At 70.9% G+C, this 18,977-nt stretch carries 13 protein-coding genes; 9 read left to right on the forward strand and 4 right to left on the reverse strand.

The genetic code is table 11. The features are described 5' to 3' along the window. Nucleotides 1-275: 275 nt before the first annotated feature. On the reverse strand, nt 276-1,685 hold the full coding sequence (locus EJC77_RS08655) for an aldehyde dehydrogenase family protein (RefSeq protein ID WP_125611655.1): 1,410 nt from the start codon (nt 1,683-1,685) through the stop codon (nt 276-278). 359 nt (nt 1,686-2,044) lie between these two features. On the opposite strand from EJC77_RS08655, the gene EJC77_RS08660 reads away from it, so the two are divergent. Both EJC77_RS08660 and EJC77_RS08665 read left to right on the forward strand, forming a co-directional pair. Next, nucleotides 2,045-3,247 (forward strand): NAD(P)-dependent malic enzyme, encoded by a 1,203-nt coding sequence (locus tag EJC77_RS08660; RefSeq protein ID WP_125611657.1) that lies wholly within the window; start codon nt 2,045-2,047, stop codon nt 3,245-3,247. A gap of 165 nt (nt 3,248-3,412) precedes the next feature. Then, the gene (locus tag EJC77_RS08665) at nt 3,413-4,876 is read left to right on the forward strand and encodes an aldehyde dehydrogenase family protein (protein WP_125611659.1); all 1,464 of its coding nucleotides are present in this window, start codon (nt 3,413-3,415) and stop codon (nt 4,874-4,876) included. A 28-nt stretch (nt 4,877-4,904) separates the two neighbouring features. Here EJC77_RS08665 and EJC77_RS08670 read toward each other — a convergent pair whose 3' ends face one another. Together EJC77_RS08670 and EJC77_RS08675 are read right to left on the reverse strand one after the other, a co-directional pair. Next, complete coding sequence (locus EJC77_RS08670; RefSeq protein WP_125611661.1) at nt 4,905-5,927, reverse strand: isopenicillin N synthase family dioxygenase; 1,023 nt, start codon at nt 5,925-5,927, stop codon at nt 4,905-4,907. Between the two features lie 112 nt (nt 5,928-6,039). After that, nucleotides 6,040-7,536 (reverse strand): CYTH and CHAD domain-containing protein, encoded by a 1,497-nt coding sequence (locus EJC77_RS08675; RefSeq protein ID WP_125611663.1) that lies wholly within the window; start codon nt 7,534-7,536, stop codon nt 6,040-6,042. Nucleotides 7,537-7,820: 284 nt separating this feature from the next. On the opposite strand from EJC77_RS08675, the gene EJC77_RS08680 reads away from it, so the two are divergent. From EJC77_RS08680 to EJC77_RS08710, 7 genes are all read left to right on the forward strand, one after another. Then, entirely contained in the window at nt 7,821-9,059 is a 1,239-nt protein-coding gene (locus EJC77_RS08680) for an NAD(P)/FAD-dependent oxidoreductase (protein WP_125611665.1), read from the forward strand. Nucleotides 9,060-9,288: 229 nt separating this feature from the next. Further along, the gene (locus tag EJC77_RS08685) at nt 9,289-9,936 is read left to right on the forward strand and encodes a fasciclin domain-containing protein (RefSeq protein ID WP_125611667.1); all 648 of its coding nucleotides are present in this window, start codon (nt 9,289-9,291) and stop codon (nt 9,934-9,936) included. Between the two features lie 81 nt (nt 9,937-10,017). Beyond that, entirely contained in the window at nt 10,018-10,596 is a 579-nt protein-coding gene (gene sigK, locus EJC77_RS08690; RefSeq protein ID WP_125611669.1) for an ECF RNA polymerase sigma factor SigK, read from the forward strand. Next, on the forward strand, nt 10,596-11,402 hold the full coding sequence (locus EJC77_RS08695; protein ID WP_125611671.1) for an anti-sigma factor: 807 nt from the start codon (nt 10,596-10,598) through the stop codon (nt 11,400-11,402). The genes sigK and EJC77_RS08695 overlap by 1 nt, the downstream gene beginning before the upstream one ends. A gap of 69 nt (nt 11,403-11,471) precedes the next feature. Continuing rightward, complete coding sequence (locus EJC77_RS08700; protein ID WP_125611673.1) at nt 11,472-13,076, forward strand: molybdopterin-dependent oxidoreductase; 1,605 nt, start codon at nt 11,472-11,474, stop codon at nt 13,074-13,076. Nucleotides 13,077-13,183: 107 nt separating this feature from the next. Continuing rightward, the gene (gene hrpB, locus EJC77_RS08705) at nt 13,184-15,850 is read left to right on the forward strand and encodes an ATP-dependent helicase HrpB (protein WP_420820309.1); all 2,667 of its coding nucleotides are present in this window, start codon (nt 13,184-13,186) and stop codon (nt 15,848-15,850) included. A gap of 207 nt (nt 15,851-16,057) precedes the next feature. Beyond that, the gene (locus EJC77_RS08710) at nt 16,058-17,638 is read left to right on the forward strand and encodes an HNH endonuclease signature motif containing protein (protein WP_164520360.1); all 1,581 of its coding nucleotides are present in this window, start codon (nt 16,058-16,060) and stop codon (nt 17,636-17,638) included. Nucleotides 17,639-18,070: 432 nt separating this feature from the next. On the opposite strand, the gene EJC77_RS08715 is transcribed toward EJC77_RS08710, so the two are convergent. Next, nucleotides 18,071-18,640 (reverse strand): NAD(P)H-dependent oxidoreductase, encoded by a 570-nt coding sequence (locus tag EJC77_RS08715; RefSeq protein ID WP_125611679.1) that lies wholly within the window; start codon nt 18,638-18,640, stop codon nt 18,071-18,073. Nucleotides 18,641-18,977 lie beyond the last annotated feature (337 nt).

Raw genomic sequence — 18,977 nt, forward strand, 5'->3', positions numbered from 1 at the left:
AACTCCGGGCATACACCGAGCGAGCCTGAGCTANGGTGTCCAGGGTGTAGCCGGCGGGCGGTTGGGCCTCTGCATACACCTCAAGATCCTTGGCGACGGCGTCGATACCGGGGCCCAGGGACGCCAGCAGGGCACCGTAGGCAAGCTCCGCAGGGAGCACGCTGCCGGGCAGGAGGAGCACTCTCAATGGCTTCATGGCACCTGATGGTAGCCCCCGCCCCGGGCGCCCACAATCAACGCCCCGATCCCGGCAGCGTCACACCCCGCGGCCCCGTTCAGCCGTTGATGACCTGCGGAACGCCGAGGGACTTGAGGCCCTCCACTCCGAATTCCAGACCGTAGCCGGACTCCTTGGCACCGCCGAACGGAATCATCGGGTGGACGCCGCCATGCGAGTTGATCCACACCGTGCCGGCCTCGATCCGCGCGGCGACCTTCCGGGCCTCGGCCGGGTCGGCCGACCACACGGATGCCCCGAGACCGACGTTGAGGCCGTTCGCCATGGTGACGGCCTCGTCCACCGTGCCGTACCGGATGATCGGCAGCGCGGGGCCGAATTGCTCCTCGGCGACCAGCGGGTTGTCGTTGTCGATGTCCGCCACCAGCGTGGTGGGGTAGAAGTAGCCGGGCTGGCCGGGGTCCGGGTCGCCGCCGAGCAGGATACGGGCGCCGGAGTCCCGGGCGGCGTCCACCAACCTGGCCACGATGTCGAACTGCTGCTTGTTCTGGAGCGGACCGAGCACGTTCGCCTCATCAAGCCCGACGCCCATGGGCGTGGCCGCGGCGACGGTCGCCAGGGCGTCGCAGACGGCGTCGTAGATGTCCTCGTGGACGTAGAGCCGCTTCAGCGCGGCGCACGTCTGGCCCGTATTGATGAAGGCTCCCCAGAACAGGCCCTCGGCGATGGCTTGCGGATCGGCGTCGGGCAGGACGATGCCGGCGTCATTGCCGCCCAGCTCCAGGGTCAGCCGCTTCACGGTGGCGGCGGAGGACTTGATGATCGCCTTGCCCGTGGCCGTGGACCCGGTGAACATGATCTTGCCGATGGCCGGGTGTTCCGTGAGCCGTGCGCCAACCTCGCGCCCCCCGCAAACCACCGTGAGAAGGCCTTCGGGGAGTTCCCGGTTCACCACGGCGGCCAGGGCCAGCACGCTCAGCGGGGTGTATTCGGAGGGCTTGACGACGACGGCGTTGCCCATGCGCAGGGCGGGGGCGATCTGCCACATCGTGATCATCATGGGCCAGTTCCACGGGCCGATCGCGCCCACGATGCCGATGGGGCGGTAGTGGATTTCGGCGTGGGTCTCGCCGTCGTCGACGACGACCTCCGGGTCCAGCGGCGTCGTCGCCGTGGCGCGCAGCCAGCTTGAGCAGGCGCCGACCTCGAATCGGGCGTTGGGCCCGTTCAGTGGCTTGCCCTGTTCCCGGGACAGCAGCCGGGCCAACGCCTCGGCCGAGCCGTCGATGGCGTCCGCCGCCCGAAGCAGGGCCGCGCTGCGGGCCTCGTGGCCGAGAGCGGCCCAGGCAGGCTGTGCGGCCGAGGCGGCCGTGATGGCGCGCTCCAGGTCTTCCGTGCCGTGCACCGGGGAGTCGCCCACCTTCTGCCCGGTGGCCGGGTCGAGGATGGTGCGGGTCTGGCCGGTTGACGGCGTAATCGAGGCCAGCAGTGCCTCATAGGATTCCATGACTACTCCAGTGGGTCGGGCGCAGCACGCGGTTGCAGTTCAGACGATTCCAGCGTACGCCCGCCCAGCCATCTCCAGAGGTGCCGCCGTCGTGCATCATTGCAGAAGTCAGCCGGGAATATGTCGCCACCGCGCCACCGAAATTTCGCACTTGCCCTGCGATTCCCCGTACGATGGACCCACCCTAGGAATTGCACCATCCTGTTCGCACTGCATCGTCCACCGACGTACGAGCGGCGACCCGGAACAGCGAGGCACTGCCGCCATCCATCATCGGCCCGGCAGCCGCCGTCGGTCGGCCAAAACCGGTCTTGACGCCCTCGCCGCCCACATATCGGCCGTGCAGCAGGAGACCCCCAGTGTCACACGAATCAACCATCCCCGCCCCCGTCAGCATCGCGCTCACCGAGGAGGAGATTTTCACCGCCCACGAGGGCGGCAAACTCTCCGTCGGCACGTCGGTTCCGCTGAATACGCTGCGGGACCTCTCCATCGCCTACACCCCGGGCGTGGCCCAGGTCAGCCGGGCCATCCACCAGGACCCGGCGCTGGTGCGCAGCCACACCTGGACCAGCCGGCTCGTGGCCGTCGTCAGCGACGGCACCGCGGTCCTGGGGTTGGGTGACATCGGCCCGCGCGCTTCGCTGCCGGTCATGGAGGGCAAGTCCGCCCTGTTCAAGACGTTCGGTGGGCTGGATTCCATCCCGCTGGTGCTGGACACCACGGACGTCGACGAGATCATCGAAACCCTGGTGCGGCTGCGCTCGAGCTTCGGCGCGGTCAACCTGGAGGACATCTCGGCCCCGCGTTGCTTCGAGCTCGAGGAACGCCTGATCGAGGCCCTGGACTGCCCGGTGATGCACGACGACCAGCACGGCACCGCCGTCGTGGTCCTGGCGGCCCTGCTGGGTGCCGCCCGGGTGACGGGCAAGGAACTGGCGAGTCTGCGCGTGGTGATCTCCGGGGCGGGAGCGGCCGGCATCGCCTGCGCCCAGATGCTGCTCGCGTCCGGGATCGGCAATGTGGTGCTGCTGGACTCGCGCGGCATCGTGCATGCCGGGCGGGCCGGCCTGTCCGGCAAGAAGGCGGAACTGGCCGCCCGGACCAACCCGGAGGGCCGCCGCGGCGGGCCCGCCGAGGCGCTCGCCGGCGCGGACGTCTTCATCGGCGTCTCCTCCGCGAAGCTGCCGCAGGAGACGCTGCGGGCGATGGCCGACGACGCCATCGTCTTCGCGCTCTCCAACCCGGATCCGGAGGTGCTGCCCGAGGTGGCCCGCGCCTACGCGTCCGTCGTCGCCACCGGCCGCAGCGACTACCCGAACCAGATCAACAACGTGCTCGCCTTCCCCGGGATCTTCCGTGGGGCGCTGGACGCCGGGGCCACCCGGATCACCCAGGCCATGAAGCTCGCCGCCGCCGGGGCGATCGCCGCACTGGCGGCCGAGGACCTGTCGGCCGACTACATCGTGCCCAGCCCGCTGGACCCGCGGGTCGCGCCGGCCGTGGCCGCCGCGGTGGCCGCCGCCGTCGTGCCGGACACCGCCGTGCCGGCGGGGGCGTAGGGTTCGGCCGGGCCCGCTTTCCCGTCAACGGGAGTTTCCCGCCTGAACGGATTGATCATCGGCAAGCCCCACGGCTACTGTGTTGCGTGGCGGTGGCTGACACGGCCGCCTCCGCTCGCCACAACCGGCCGCTCCCTTCGGGGCGGCCCGACCGGGAGGTTTCCCATGGCCATCACCCGTGACCTGATCATCGACGGCGAACATGTCCCGGCCGCCTCCGGCAAAACCACCGGGGACATCAATCCGTACACGGGCGCCACGTACGCCACCGTGGCGGCGGCCGGTACCGAGGATGTGACGCGGGCGGTGGATGCCGCCGCGGCGGCCCTCGAACGGTGGTCCGCCACGAGCCCCACGGCCCGCGCCCGAATTTTCCTCAAGGCGGCGGACCTGCTGGAGGAACGCACCGACCACGGGGTGCAGTTGATGGCCCGGGAGGTGGGCGGCGTGCGACCCTGGGCGGAGTTCAACCTGGCGCTGGCGGGCAATATCCTTCGTTCGGCGGCGGCCGCCACCACGGCCCCGCAGGGTGAGGTGCTGGCCACCGACCTGCCGGGCAAGTACTCGCTGGCCGTCCGCCGGCCCTACGGGGTGGTGGCGGCGCTGTCGCCGTGGAATGCCCCGTTCATCCTGGGCATTCGAGCGATCGCCGTCCCGCTGGCGGTGGGCAATACGGTCGTGTTGAAGCCCAGCGAGGAGGCGCCCCTGGCCTGTGGGCTGTTCCTGGCGGACGCGCTGCTGGACGCCGGCTTGCCGGCCGGTGTGCTGAATGTGATCACCAATGCCCGGGAGGACGCCGCCGACGTCGTCTCCACCCTTATCTCCGACGAACGGGTCCGCTGCGTCAACTTCACCGGGTCCACCGCCGTCGGACGCACCATCGGCACCCTCGCCGCGCAGAACCTGAAACCGGCCGTGCTGGAACTGGGTGGCAAGAACAGCCTGGTGGTGCTCAAGGACGCCGACCTGGACTATGCCGTGCAGGCGGCCACCTTCGGCGCCTTCATGAACGCCGGGCAGATCTGCATGTCCGTGGACCGGGTGATTGTGGACCGCGGCATCTGTGAGGAATTCACCACCCGGTTTGCCCAGAAGGTGGCCGCGCTGCCGACAGGGGATCCGACGGACACCGGGACGGTAATCGGCCCGCAAGTGAACCAGCGCTCCGCCGACCGCCAGTACGGCCTGATCGACGACGCGGTGGCCAAGGGCGCGACAGTTCGGACCGGCGGGCGGAAGCTCGAGCACGCGCTCGTGCCGGCCACCGTCCTCACCGACATCACCGAGGACATGCGGATCTTCGACGAGGAAATCTTCGGCTCCGCCACCACGGTGCATCCGGTGGACGGTCCCGGGGAGGCTGTGGCCCTGGCCAACAAGACCCGCTACGGGCTGACGGCCGGCGTCATCAGCGAGAACCTGCAGGAGGGGCTCGAGGTGGCCCAGCGCCTGCACACCGGCATCGCCCACGTGAATGACCAGCCCGTGCAGGATGAACCGATGGCACCGTTCGGCGGGATCCAGAATTCCGGCTACGGCAAGTTTGGCGGCCAGGCCGGCATCAACTCCTTCACGGAACTGCGCTGGATCACCGTTCAGCAGCGCGGCCACGCGCAGTACCCCTTCTAACGGAGACGGGTCCCGCCCGCGCCTGTCACTATGAGGCCAGGCCGGGGTAGTGGATCCTCGCGGTCTCCGGGTGGGCGCGCACCCAGCCCTTGAGCACATTGGCGCCGTAGGAGGAGAGCATCGGGTTGTCCGGGTCGTCGGAGACGCCGCGGGCCTCGGCGGCCAGCTCGGCCGGCAGCGGCACGGTGCCTATCACCGCGTCGAGGCGCGGGGACCAGAAGAACGGCACCGAGTAGCGGTCCACGCCGGCCGGGGGAGCGGTGACACGGTGGATGGTGGCCATCAGATAGCCGTTGGTGGCCACCTCCAGCATCTCGCCGAGGTTCACCACCAGGGCCCCCGGGATCGGTTCGACGGAGATCCACTCGTGCTGGCCGTGCGGCTGGACCTCCAGGCCGCCGACCATGTCCTGCAGCAACAGTGTCACGAACCCGTAGTCGGCGTGCGAGCCGACGCCCTGGTTGCCGGCCTCGGGAACCAGGCCGCCCACGTAGTGGACGAGCTTGCCCATCCAGGCCGGGGTGCCCTCGAACGGCTCGGCGAAGTAGTCCTGGGGCAGGCCCAGGCCGACGCAGATGCCCGCGAGCAGGTCCGCGCCGATCCGCGACATGAGCGCGGCCCACCGCATGGCGACCCGTTCCAGCTGCGGGTAGCCGGCCGGCCACTGGTTCCGGCCCTGCAGGCGCAGGAACGGCCGTCCTGCCGGCACGTTCGCCAGCGGTTCACGGTCGGGGCCGAAGTCGATCTGCTCGCGCGAGTCCGCGCGGCCGCGCGTGATTTCCTTGCCAAGCCGGGTGTAGCCGCGAAACTGCGCCGACGTGCGGTTGTCCAGTTCCAGGCGCTGGTCCAGCGGCAGGCGGAAGAACCCGGCCACCGTGTCCAGCAATTCCTGGACCTGACCTGCGGCCGCCCCATAGTTCGTGACCTGGAAGAAGCCGACGTTGTGCGCCGCGTCGCGCAACGCCGCGATGAAATCGGCGGTGAAGGCGCCGTCCGCGGTGCGGGCGGTGGACAGGTCCAAGACGGGAACCGATGTGCGTGTTGTGCTCATCTACCTAGCCTGACCCCAAAGGCGTAAGAATGGACAGGAAATATTGCGCCAAGTTTCGCCGGAGGCCCGCCGGCCGCCCGGAACGCTCGAACCCGATCGGTGCGCCGTGGCGTCAGCGGGGTTTGAGCCGCGTCTTGCCCAGATGCCTTCTGACCCGGAAGTAGTCTGCTTCAGCGGCCGCCGCGCGCCGTTCCTCTACGGCCAGGAGTTTGAGATAGGCCCGTTTGGTGCCCTTGGGCAGGGTCTTGTCGTCGATGTGGCGGCGGAGGACTGACTGCGCTATGACGCTGTCGTGGTGTTCGCCGAGGATTTTCTGGATGGTTTCGGCGGTCCGTGCCAGCTCGGTGGCGCGCTTGCCGTGGACCGTCGAGGCTGCCTCGGCGACGTGGCGCAGGCGTCTGGCGGCTTTGCGGACGCCGTGAAGTGCCGCGTCGTGGGAGTTGTGACGAGCCGAACGCCGCAGCGCCTTGTGGGCGTGGTTCAGCTCCTTGACCGTCCTGTTGACGATCCCAGCGCTGACTTCGCGGGCCGGCCGGGAGGCGCGAGGACTGGTCGGCGGGTGATCTTGGAAGGATTCAAGGTCATCCAGGAGCCGGAAGTATCGCGGGGAATGCAGTGCCTTGAGAACCAACTCGTAGCCGGCGTTGTACAGGGTGCCGAGCTCTTGCTCGATCGGCAGGATCGTCGAGGCAATCTCGGGGTCTGGACGCGCATGGTCGAGGCGATCCCGGATGACCTCGGTGTCGCGAGTCTTGCCGAGTATCCGGGCAAGCCATTTCAATTCTGCCGTGAGGCGCTTGACGGCGTCGTTGTCGAAGGTTTTCCGGTACGTTTCGAGCACCGACCGGATCCGGTGGGTCGCGGCCCGGAAGCGGTGGAGGGCGTCCGGCAGTTGCTGCCGGACGCCGGGGTCGAGCCGGACAAGTTCGTTGAACTGCTCGCCAAGGTAGGCGATCACCACCTCGGATACCGGCCCGTCCTTTCGCGGGATGGCGACCGACGTGTCATGGGCGCGCGGCCACGACTCGCCGAGGGCTTGTGCGAGCCTGGAGCCGTGTCCCGAGGGGTGCGCGCCCGTCTGGGTGAGCGCCTCTCCGGCATCGTCGAAGAAGCCGGCCGTACCGTGGATGAGTTTGATCTCCCATTCTCGCCAGCGGACCGGTGGCTGGGCGGGCTGGAGCGCCTGCGCGCTGACCAGGTCATCCACGAAGTCCGCCAAATGCACGCCGTCTTGCCCGTATATTTTGCGTGTGTTGCGGAGCGTCGTCGTCGTCGCGATCGGGATAAGGTCATGTCCGCGGGTGTGAACGAGGAGTTCGTCGGCCAGCACCCAGGGTACGGTGCCTGGCCGGCCCTGCGCGGCATGGACCTTTCGTGTCCCGTCCGGCCCGGCTGGCAGCTTGACCTGCCACCCTGGATGGGCTCCTCCCGTGCGGCACCGAAGCACGATCCGACGTGCGGCAAGGTCCATCATGGGGGTGTCGTAGTAAACGGCTTCAAACGCGCCCGGCGTCGGGCCGTCGGTCCGGTCGACCCCGGGAATATCCAGCAGCTCCGGGGCCGTGGTTGATTCGACGACGGCGAACTTCTTCCCGGTTTCGAGGACCACGGAGACGTCCACGGCTTTCACACATCCTCTCGGCCATTCGCCCGTCGTCCGGGGGAGAGGTCCGCGACTGCCACGCCACCGGAACCGTCATCGACTTCGGATGAATACTGGTCAATCCAACTCTAGAGCCGGTTACCGGCCGGCGGCTCGGGGCGGGGCAAAATGTCACCCGACCGTGCACCAAGTCACCACCGCGTCTCCCCAGGACGGGAGTAGGATGCACGCACAACCAACGTCAGGGTCCGGGACGGCAGGGGCCTTCAACCGGATGAGGGGTGCAACCGATGGAGAAGTCATTCCAGGTGATCGTGGTGGGCGGTGGGTTCGCCGGCATGGCGGCCGTGAAGGAGCTGGGCCGCCACGGCGTGCGGGTGCTGTTGATCGACCAGAACAACTACCACCAGTTCCAGCCGCTGCTCTACCAGGTGGCCACGGCCCAGATCGGTGTCTCCGACGTGACCCGGACGTTCCGGGGCATGTTCCACCGCTACCGGTCCGCGAAGGTGCTCACCGCCCGGGTCACGGCGGTGGACGTGGCCGCGCACACCGTGACCACCGCCGACGGCGACACGTTCGGCGCGCAGATCCTGGTCCTGGCTGCCGGCGCTGAGGCCAACTTTTTCAACACCCCGGGCGCCGAGGAGCACGCGTACCCGTTGTATTCCGTGACCGATGCGGTCCGGCTGGGCAACGACATGATCCGGGCGCTGGACGCGGCACAGCGCGATGACGGCGGCCTCAAGATCGTCGTGGTCGGCGGCGGACCCACTGGCGTGGAGACCGCCGGCGCCATCGCCGAGAACTTCAAGTACGTCATCCCCAAGTACTTCTCCGCGGAATTGGCGGCCGCCTCCAGCGTCCATCTGGTCGATATGGTGCCGACGGTCCTCAACGCCTTCTCCGACAAGTCACAGGCGTACACCACCTCCCGGTTGCGCAAGGTGGGCGTCCAGTTGAAGCTGGGTTCGGGTGTGACGGAGGTCCGCCCGGACAGTGTCACGTTTGCCGACGGCACCGACCTGCCGGCCCAGATCGTGGTCTGGGCCGGCGGGCTGAAGGCGGGGGCCGTCGTGGCCCAGTCCGGGCTCCCGCAAGGCCGCGGGGGCCGCATCGACGTGGACACGGACCTGACGGTGCCCGGCGTCCCGGGCGTTTATGTGCTGGGGGACGCGGCGAACATGACCGATGCCCGCGGCGCGAAGCTTCCGCAGCTGGGCTCCTGCGCCCTGCAGGCGGGCAAGTGGGCGGGCCGCAACATCATGGCCGACCTCACCGGTGGCACGCGGCAACCCTTCGCCTACCGGGACAAGGGCTACATGGCCATGGTGGGCCGGGGCGCCGCCGTGGCGGAGATCGGTCGCAAGCGCATCCAGATGCAGGGTCCACCGGCGTTCCTGGCCTGGCTGGGGGTGCACGTGGTGCTGCTCTCGGGCGGCCGCCAGCGGGTCAGCGCCCTCATCTCCTGGGCGGACGACTACCTCACCCACAGCCGCTCCCACGTGGTGCTGGGCCGGAACGACTGACGCGCGGGCCGGCCGCCGGGCATGCACGACCGATCAGGCCCCGCTGGTGACGACGAGGTCCCCGGCCGCGCCGCATTCCTCGGGGTGCCCGGGGACCGATGGAAAATAATCCTTGCCGCCTCCAATCCGCTGGGGCGCCTGCCTCCGAAGTACTCCCGACAGCCGCCACCGACCGGTGGGGGATGAAACGGCGGACGTGAGCCCGCCGCAACGCTAGGGAGTACCAGTCATGTTGACGACGTCAAGAAAAGCCGGTGCCGGTGTCGGCATCCTCGCCCTGGCCGCACTGGCCCTGGCCGCCTGCAGTTCCGGCACGGCCGGGGCGCCGGCGACCACGCCGGAAACGCCCATGGCGACCAGTTCGGCACCCATGGCGCACGCGTCCGACCTCGTGGGCCCGGGCTGCGCGGCCTACGCGGCCAAGGTGCCCGCGGGCGCCGGGTCGGTGGCGGGGATGGCGATGGACCCGGTGGCCACGGCCGCCTCCCACAACCCGCTGCTGACCACGCTGACCGCGGCCGTGTCCGGAAAGCTGAACAAAAACGTCAACCTGGTGGACACGCTCAACTCGGGCCAGTTCACCGTGTTCGCCCCGGTCGATGCGGCGTTCGCCAAGATCCCGGCGGCGACCATCGACGGGTTGAAGACGGATGCGAAGACGCTCACGTCGATCCTGACGTACCACGTGGTGCCCGGCCAACTCTCGCCGGCCATGGTCGACGGGACGCACAAGACGGCCGAGGGTGGCTCGGTGACCGTCACCGGCAGCGGCGACAACCTCCTGGTGAACAACGCCAAGGTCATCTGCGGCGGGGTGAAGACGGCCAACGCGACGGTGTACCTGATCGACACCGTCCTGATGCCGCCGGCCAAGTAGGCGCACCGGGAGACGGGAAAGTGGCCGACACGGGGGTGGTCGAGGTGGATCGTGGGTAGTGGGGGTGGCAGGGTGGAACCCATGCGAGTGCCCTGGCTGCGGGCCGCCGACCCGGCGCCGCCCACCCACGAAGACCTCGTCCGCCTCGTCGCCCTCGGCGACGAGGCGGCCTTCGGGGCGCTCTACGACGCGCTGGCGCCGCGCGTGTTCGGGCTGGTCCGCCGGGTGGTGCGGGATCCGGCGCAGAGTGAGGAAGTCACCCAGGAAATCTTCGTGGAGGTGTGGCGGCAGGCGGCGCGGTTCGACACGGACCGTGGACGGGCCGTCTCCTGGATCCTGGTCATGGCGCACCGTCGGGCCGTGGACCGGGTCCGGGCCAGCCAGGCGCAAGCGGACCGGGACCTGCGCCAGGGTGTCAAGGAGTACCGGGACAGCTACGACGACGTGGCCGACACGGTCGAGGCCTCCCTGGAGGCCGAGCGCGTGCGCCGGGCGTTGGAGACGCTGACCGCACCGCAGCGGGAGGCCATCCGGTTGGCCTACTACGGCGGCTATACACACCGGGAGGTGGCGGAGATCCTGAAGATCCCCGTCGGCACCGTGAAGACGCGGATCCGGGATGGAATGATCAGACTCAGGGACAAATTGGAGGTGTCGTGATGGATGAACAGTTGCACCTGCTCACCGGCGCCTACGCCCTGAACGCGCTCGACGACGTCGAACGGGCCGCCTTCGAACGGCACGCCCTGGGCGATGGGCAAACCCGCCAGGAGGTGCGCGAACTCAGCGAGACGGCGGCCCTGCTGGCCGCCGGCGCCCCCGCCCAGGCGCCGCCCCCGCAGCTGAAGTCCGACGTCATGGCGGCGATCCGCAACACCCGCCAGCTGCCCGCCACGGGCGTCGCCAAGGACACTGGGTACGCCACGGTGCCGCGCGCCTCCCGGCGGGGATGGACGACGGCGGGTGCCCGGCCGGTGCCGCCACGTCGCCGCAGGCTGGCGGCCGTGCTGGCCGCGGCCGCCGTCGTCGTGCTCGCGGCCGGCGGCGTCGGCGGCTGGGTACTCGGCCAGGCGAACCGCAACAGCACGCTCGAACAGCAATTGGGCGCGGCGCAGGCACAGCAGCATGAATTCACCGAGATCCTCGGCGCCGCCGACGCCCGGCTGTCCACCGCGGACGTCCCCGGCGGCGGAACCGTGGCGGTGGCCTGGTCGGTGTCCGCGGACCGGGCCGCCGTGCTGGCCCGTGGCATGCCGGCGCTTCCGGCGGGCAAGGCCTACGAGCTGTGGTTCATCACGGCCGCCGGGGCCGTGCCGGCCGGCATGCTGCCCGAGGCCGCCCAGGGGTCGGCCGCCCGGGTGCTGCAGGGCCGGATGGACGGGGCCACGCAGGTGGGCATCACGGTGGAGCCGGCCGGCGGGTCGAAGGCGCCGACCACGGCGCCGATCGTGCTGCAAAAACTGTAGGGGGCCAATCCGCGGGTGCGTACGGCTCCGAAGTACATTTACGTACGTCCACCCGCCAAGGAGCCAGCCATGAGCGCACCCGCCACCTTCCGCCCGTCCCGCCGGCGCCCCCGGGGCGTGGCCGCGATCGGCGCCGGGGCCTTGTCCGGGGTGATCGCCGCCGGCGTCCTGTTCGGGGTGGCCGAACTGCTGGCCGCATTCTTCGGCCCGGCCGCCTCGCCGTTGACGTCGGTAGGCTCGACGTTCATCGATTTCACCCCGCACTGGCTGAAGGACTTCGCCATCAGCACGTTCGGCACGAATGACAAGACCGTGCTGTTGGCGTCCCTCGTCGCCGCCGCCGGGGTGCTCGCGGCCGTGGCCGGCATCCTGGCCCGGGCCGTGTTCGCCGCCGGGGCGGCCCTGGTGGTGGTGTTCGCGGTCGTCATGGGCGCGTGCGTCATCACCCGCGCCGCCGCCGCACCGGCGGACCTGGTGCCGCTGGTCATCGGGACGCTGTGCGGGCTGGCCGCGCTGTGGCTGTTGATCCGCCGGGCACCGGTGTCAAAGGCAGCCTCAGTGCCGGCCACCACAGGGCAGGCGTCCGGCGATTCCCCGTCGCGTCCGGGCCGGCGCACGTTCCTGGTGACGTCGCTCGCGATGGCCGGTGCCGCCGTCGTGCTCGGCGCCGGGGCGGCGACCTTGTCGACGGTCCGGAACACCGCGCGGACCCTTCGGGCGGCCCTGCACCTGCCGGCCCCGGCGACACCCGCGCCGCCGCTGCCGGCCGGGGTGCAGGCGCCCGTGCCCGGCGTGACCCCGTTCATCACGCCCAACCCGGACTTCTACCGCATCGACACGGCGCTGATCGTGCCGGGGATCGATCCGGACCGGTGGAGGCTGCGCGTGCACGGCATGGTCGAACACGAGCTGGCCCTGTCGTTCCGGGACCTGCTGGCCGCGCCGTTGACGGAGGCGTACGTGACCCTGACCTGCGTCTCCAACGTGGTGGGCGGCAATCTGGCCGGCAACGCCAAATGGCTCGGCTACCCGGTCCGCGAGGTGCTGGCCCGGGCGAACCCGCTGCCCGGCGCCGACATGGTGCTTTCCACCAGCCAAGACGGCTTCAGTGCCTCGACCCCGCTGCCGGTGCTTCAGGACGGGCGCAACGCGCTGCTGGCGATCGGCATGAACGGCGAGCCCCTGCCGCTGGAGCACGGGTTCCCGGTCCGGCTGGTGGTGCCGGGCCTGTACGGGTTTGTCTCCGCCACCAAATGGCTGGTGGATCTGGAGGTGACCCGCTTCGCCGACAAGGCCGGCTACTGGACCTCGCGCGGCTGGTCCTCGCACGGGCCCGTCAAGACGGCCTCCCGCGTGGAGGTGCCACGCGCCCTGGCCCGTGTGCCCGCCGGCACCGTCGCCATGGGCGGCACGGCCTGGGCGCAACACCGCGGGATCTCGCGGGTGGAGGTGCAGATCGACGACGGCGGCTGGCAGGAGGCGATGGTGGCCGCGGAGGCGTCGCTGGACACCTGGCGGCAGTGGTCGTATCTGTGGCACGGGGCCCGGCCCGGCACCCACACGGTGCGGGTGCGCGCCTACGACGCCGACGGTACGCAGCAGACGGGCGTCCAGGCGCCGCCGGCACCGGACGGGTCCTCCGGCTGGCACACGATCACGTTCACGGTCGAATGACCGCGGCCCGTCCCCTTGGGGCTGTCCGCAGGGTACTGTCCGCAGGGTACTTGTCCGCAGGGTACGTCGGCTGCGTCCGGGAAGCGGCGTGCGGGCACAATGGAGGCGTGACCCCGCACCCGAACCCCAACCACCCGAACGACCCGGACCGTGGGTTCGCCGGTGCGCCCTTCGACCTTGACACCATCGGCGCCGGCCTGGTGTTCGCGCGGTCACTCGGGGAACTCGCCGACGCGCTGGCCGCGGGGGCGCCGGCCGGGGCCGTGGTGGTGCAGGCGCCCCCGGGCACGGGCAAGACGACGCTTGTTCCGCCACTGCTGGCCAACACCGCCCGCGGCACGGCCGCCGGGGAACGCCGAGCGGGAGCGCGGATCGTGGTGACCCAGCCGCGTCGTGTCGCCGCACGCTCGGCGGCCCGCCGCCTGGCCGCCCTGGACGGCAGCAGGCTCGGGGACCGCGTTGGGTATACCGTGCGCGGGGAACGCCACGTCGGTGCGGGCACGGTGATCGAATTCGTCACCCCGGGGATCCTGCTGCGCCGCCTGCTGGCCGATCCGGGGCTGGAGGCGACCGCCGCCGTCGTCCTCGATGAGGTGCACGAACGCGGGCTGGAGACGGACCTGCTGGTCGGCATGCTCGCCGAGGTGCGCCAGCTGCGCGCAGACCTGACGCTTGTGGCCATGTCGGCAACCCTCGACGCGCCGCGTTTCGCCGCCTTGCTGGGGGAGTCCGACGGCGGCGGGCCGGCTCGCGTCGTCGACTGCCCGTCGGCGCTGTACCCCCTGGACGTCCGCTGGGCGCCCGCGGCGGCGCCGCGCCTGGATGGGCGGGGCGTGACGCGCGCCTTCCTCGATCATGTGGCGGACACGGCGGCGGCCGCCCACGCCGAGGCCCTGGCCGGGGACCGGGCCGTCGACGCGCTCGTGTTCGCACCCGGTGCGGGGGAGGTGCAACACATCGCCGCCCGGCTCCGCTCCCGGGCCGGCGCCGGCGTCGAGGTCCTGGAATTGCACGGCCAGGTCCGCACGGCGGACCAGGACCGCGCCGTGTCCGGCCGCGAACCCGGCGGACGCCCACGAATCATCGTCTCCACGGCGCTGGCGGAATCCTCCCTGACGGTGCCGGGGGTCCGGCTCGTCATCGACTCGGGGCTGGCCCGGGAGCCGCGGCGCGACTCCGCCCGCGGCATGTCGGGGCTGGTGACGGTGTCCTGCTCCCGGGCGTCCGCCGAGCAGAGGGCCGGGCGCGCGGCCCGGCTGGGGCCCGGACGGGTGGTTCGCTGCTACGACCAGAAAAGCCTGGCCGCGGCCCCCGCCCACCAAACCCCGGAGATCACCGTGGCCGATCTCACCGGCGCCGCGCTGGTGCTGGCCTGCTGGGGAGCGCCCGGCGGCCGGGGCCTGGCCCTGCCGGACGCCCCGCCCCGGGCGGCCATGGATGAGGCGGTCGAGGTCCTGCGGGAGCTGGGCGCGGTGGGGCCGGACGGCCATGCCACGGAGTTGGGCAAGACCCTGGCCGGGGTTCCCGCCGACCCGCGGCTCGCCCGCGCCCTCCTCGACGGTGCCGCCGTCGTGGGCCATCGCGCCGCGGCGGAGACCGTCGCCGTCGTCTCCGGGGACCAGCGCGCCCCGGGCGCCGACCTCACCCGGCTGCTGGCCGGGCTGCGCACGGCCGGGGACCCGGCCGCCCGGCGCTGGGCCGGGGAAGCACGGCGGCTGGAGGCGATCGCGCGCAAGTCGGCGGCCGTCATCGCACCCTCCCTGCCGACCGGCCCGGTGAGCCGCGAGGAGGGCGTCGGGTTCGTCGTCGCGCTCGCGTACCCGGATCGCGTGGCGTGCCGCGTCCCGGGCACGGCGCAGTACCTGCTGTCCTCCGGAACCCGGGCGGGGTTGCCGGCGGGCAGTCCGCTGGCCGGGCACGAATGGTTGGCCGTGGCCGAGGCGTCGCTGGCGCAGGGGCGCGATGCGGCCGGTACCGGCGCCGTCATCCGATCCGCGGCGCCATTGACGGCGGACTCCGCCGTTGCCGCGGCCCGGCCCCTGCTCTCGGATTCGGTTGAGGCCCGGTTCGGCCAGGGCCGGGTCACCGCGCGGCGGGAACGCCGGCTTGGTGCGATCGTGCTGTCATCCACGCCGGTGCGCCCGTCGCCGGCCGAGGGACGCGCGGCGGTGGCCCGGGCGTTGGCCGTCGAGGGTCTGGGGCTGATCGGCTGGTCGCCTGCGGCGGGTGCGCTGCGTCGCCGCCTCGCCCTGCTGCACCGGGAACTGGGCGAGCCCTGGCCCGACGTCACCGACCAGGCCCTGCTGGCCCGGCTGGACGACTGGCTTGCACCCGAGTTGGAGGCCGTGGCCGGCGGGGCGGCGGCCACTGGGATCGACCTGGCCGATCCCTTGCGGCGACTGTTGCCGTGGCCCGAGGCGGCCCGGCTGGGCGAGCTCGCCCCGGAGCGTCTCGAGGTGCCCAGCGGGTCGCGGGTGCGCATCGACTACCCGGACGTGGCGGACGACGGCGGCAGGCCGGTTGCGGCGGTCAAGCTGCAGGAGTGCTTCGGCTGGGACCATACGCCGCGACTGGTGGGTGGGCGGGTTCCGGTGCTGTTCCACCTGCTCTCGCCCGCCGGGCGGCCGTTGGCCGTCACCGACGACCTGGCGTCGTTCTGGTCCGGACCCTACGCGCAGGTCCGTGCCGAGATGCGGGGCCGTTACCCCAGGCATCCGTGGCCGGAGGACCCGTGGACGGCGCTCCCGACAGCACGGACCAAGAACAGAATGTGACATCCCCTCTTCGTTTCCCAACTGTGACGCAGTAGGTGCTCATTCTTGGCAATCTGGGGCGCAGTTAAGCACCTATTTCTGGGCAATTTGGTGCTTAACCGCGCCCTAGATGAACGCCGGGACGGTATCGCCGATGGGTGCTCATTTCTATGTCATTTTCCAAAGAAACTCTTTTCATCGAAGATGTATTCTGGTAATATGATGGTCATGGACACGGAGCAACTCGCTCCCGACCACGCGGGGGCTCGCGCCAGTCGTGGATCCACCGGCGGACATGTTCGCCGGCTGCTCGACCTCGCCTACTCCGCCTCCCGGACCGCCGACAGTCATGACCTCGGTCCGGACGGCCTCCATCTGGACCGGCTCCCCGACCCGGATCTGGTCACCCTGGCCCGCAACGTCGAGGCCGTTGCCGCCGCCCTGGCCGCCGTCCAGGTCCAGCTCGCCGCCGCCCTAGCCGAGAGGGCGGGGGCCGGCCGCTACGACGGCGCCGGGTCCCCGACGCCGGCCGTGTTCGTCGCCCACACCCTGCGCCTCTCCGGCCCCGAGACCGGACGACGCCTGAAGGTCGCCGCCGCGGTGCTGGAGCAAACGGACCCACTCACGGGCGCCGCGCACCCCGCCCCGCACCCGGTTTTGGCCGAGGCATTCCTCTCCGGCCGGCTCTCCCTCGAGGCGGCCGGCCTCGTCGCCGAGTACGCCCGCCGGGCCGCCGCCCTGGTCGGCACCGGCCCCGATGGCGTGTCCGCCGAACAGGCCGACCGGGTCGAGGCCGTGCTCACCGACCTGGCCGACCACCACCCGCCCGAGTCCGTGCGGGCGTGCGCGATCCGGGCGCTGGCGCACCTGGACCCGGACGGCGAGCAACCCACCGAGGACGAACTGCGCGCCAAGGAGGGCCTGCACTTCGGCCGGCCCCGGCACGGCTTGGTCAGCATCCGCGGCCATCTCACCGTCGCCGACTTCGAACTCTTCCTCGCCACCACCGGCACCGGCACCAACCCCCACCCCACCCGGGACGTGAACCCGGCCAGCGATGAAGACACCGACGGAGACGGTACGGCGGCGACCGGTTCCAGCGCCGGACATGACGTCCCGGAGCCTGGGCCGGATGCGCCGAGCGCGAGCGAGCGGTTCTTCGCCGACCAGTGTGGGCTCTTCGACGCCGTCCAACCCGGGTCCGGGCAGGCCGCGGCGCACCCGGCGCTGCGGGACGAGCGGACCCGGGCGCAGAAACTATTGCACCGGCTCCTGGACTGCTTGCGCCTGGCCGCCGCCACCGACACCCTGCCGGACAACGGCGGGCTGCGCCCCCAACTGCACGTCACCGTCGACCTGGAGGACCTCAGGAAGGGTCTGGGCACCGCCGGGGTCCCGTTCTCCGGGTTCATCCCCGTCACCGGGATCCGGCAGGCCGCCTGCGACGCGGACATCATCCCCATCGTGATGGGCTCCACGGGTGCGGTCCTCGATGTGGGACGACGCCAACGCCTGGTTACCGCCAACATCAGACGGGCCCTGATCGCCCGCGACGGCGGCTGCGCGTTCCCCGACTGTGACCGGCCGCCCCAATGGACCGAGGCTCACCATGTCGTCCCCTGGTCCGAGGGCGGACCCACCTCCGTGGCCAACTGCTGCTTGGTCTGTGGTTACCACCACCACCTGCTCCACCGCACCGACTGGACCGTACAGATGATCAATGGGATCCCCTGGTTCACCGCGCCCTTGGCCAAGGATGCGCGCCAACACCGGCACCGCAACCTCTACCGCCACCCACCCGACATCTGACCGGCAGCACAGCGCCGACGGGACACCCCTGCCCAGATGGGAGGGGTGGGAGCAGCTGGGGACTATACGATGGCGGCGATGCCGGTGATGGCCTCGGCGCGCCCGATGCTCGGAGTGCCGGGAGACGCATGTGTTGTTGCCGGTGGTTTCGGGCACCGGCGCCTGGCTGCTTGGCTGTGCCGGCCAGCCCCACGGTGCGTGGCTGGTTGCGCTCTGTTGCCGCCGGCTCGCGATGACGGCGGCGTTCACGGCACGGGTGCTCGGCCGGAAGATCCGGCGGGTCACGCTCAGCCACTCGATCGGGCCGCGGTGGCCCGTACCCGTCCGGGTGCCGCCGCGGAAGGGCCTGCGGACGATGGTTGGGAGCGTCGCCGGCCAGGCCCGGTGAGGGCCTGGCACGACGGTCTCGTGAAGAGGCTGCCCGTAATTGGGCTAGGCCGCGGCACCCTCGGTGGAGGCGGTGCCGGCGAGCGCCTCGAGCACCTTGACGACCTGGCCGGCAACCTCGGCGTCATCCTTCGGGTGGAGTTCGGCGAAACGGACCACGGAGTTGGCCACGGACAGCTTGGCCGCGTCCAGCACATTCGCGCCCGCGATGCCCAGGGACTTGCGTGCCTCGTCATGGGCCCAGACGCCGCCGAACTGGCCGAAGGCGGTGCCGATCACGGCAGCGGGCTTGCCGGCGGCCGCACCCTGTCCGAACGGGCGGGAGATCCAGTCGATGGCATTCTTGAGCACGGCAGGGGCGCTGCCGTTGTACTCGGGGGAGACCAGCAGCAGCGAGTCGGCGTCGGCGACGGCCGCACGCAAACGCGCGGCGGCGTCCGGCACCTGGCCGGGCACGTCGATGTCCTCGTTGTAGAACGGTATCTCCGCCAGGCCGTCGTAGATGTCGACCTCGATGTGCTCCGGGGCGACGGCGACGACGGCCTCGGCCAGGGCGGCGTTGGTCGATCCGTTGCGCAGACTGCCGACGAGGGCCAGAACCTTGGTGGTGCTCATGAATGAATCCTCTTGCTTTGGTAAACGATTGCCGGGGGCAACATGGCGGCCGGCGCCAGGGGCCGGCCTCGACTGTCACAACCTCGCCGCTGGGAAGCGGATTCCCCATCGGACCCGTGATTCGAGTCACCTTCTGCGTGCGTCCGAACCCGTCACGCGCATGCAGGGGCACTGTCGCGTTCCTGCACATGGTCAAGATCACGGTGCGTGCCGACGGCCAACCGAGGTGATGGTGTCGTTGCGCAGTTCAAGAACCGGATCGCCGGCCAGCGACGCCAGATGCATTCTCCGGTACGGCGATGGGCCAAGCGTGGGTTTGCCTTGCAACTGGTCACGC

Source organism: Specibacter cremeus (genome assembly GCF_003946885.1).
In the GTDB taxonomy this organism is placed as follows: Bacteria; Actinomycetota; Actinomycetes; order Actinomycetales; family Micrococcaceae; genus Specibacter; species Specibacter cremeus.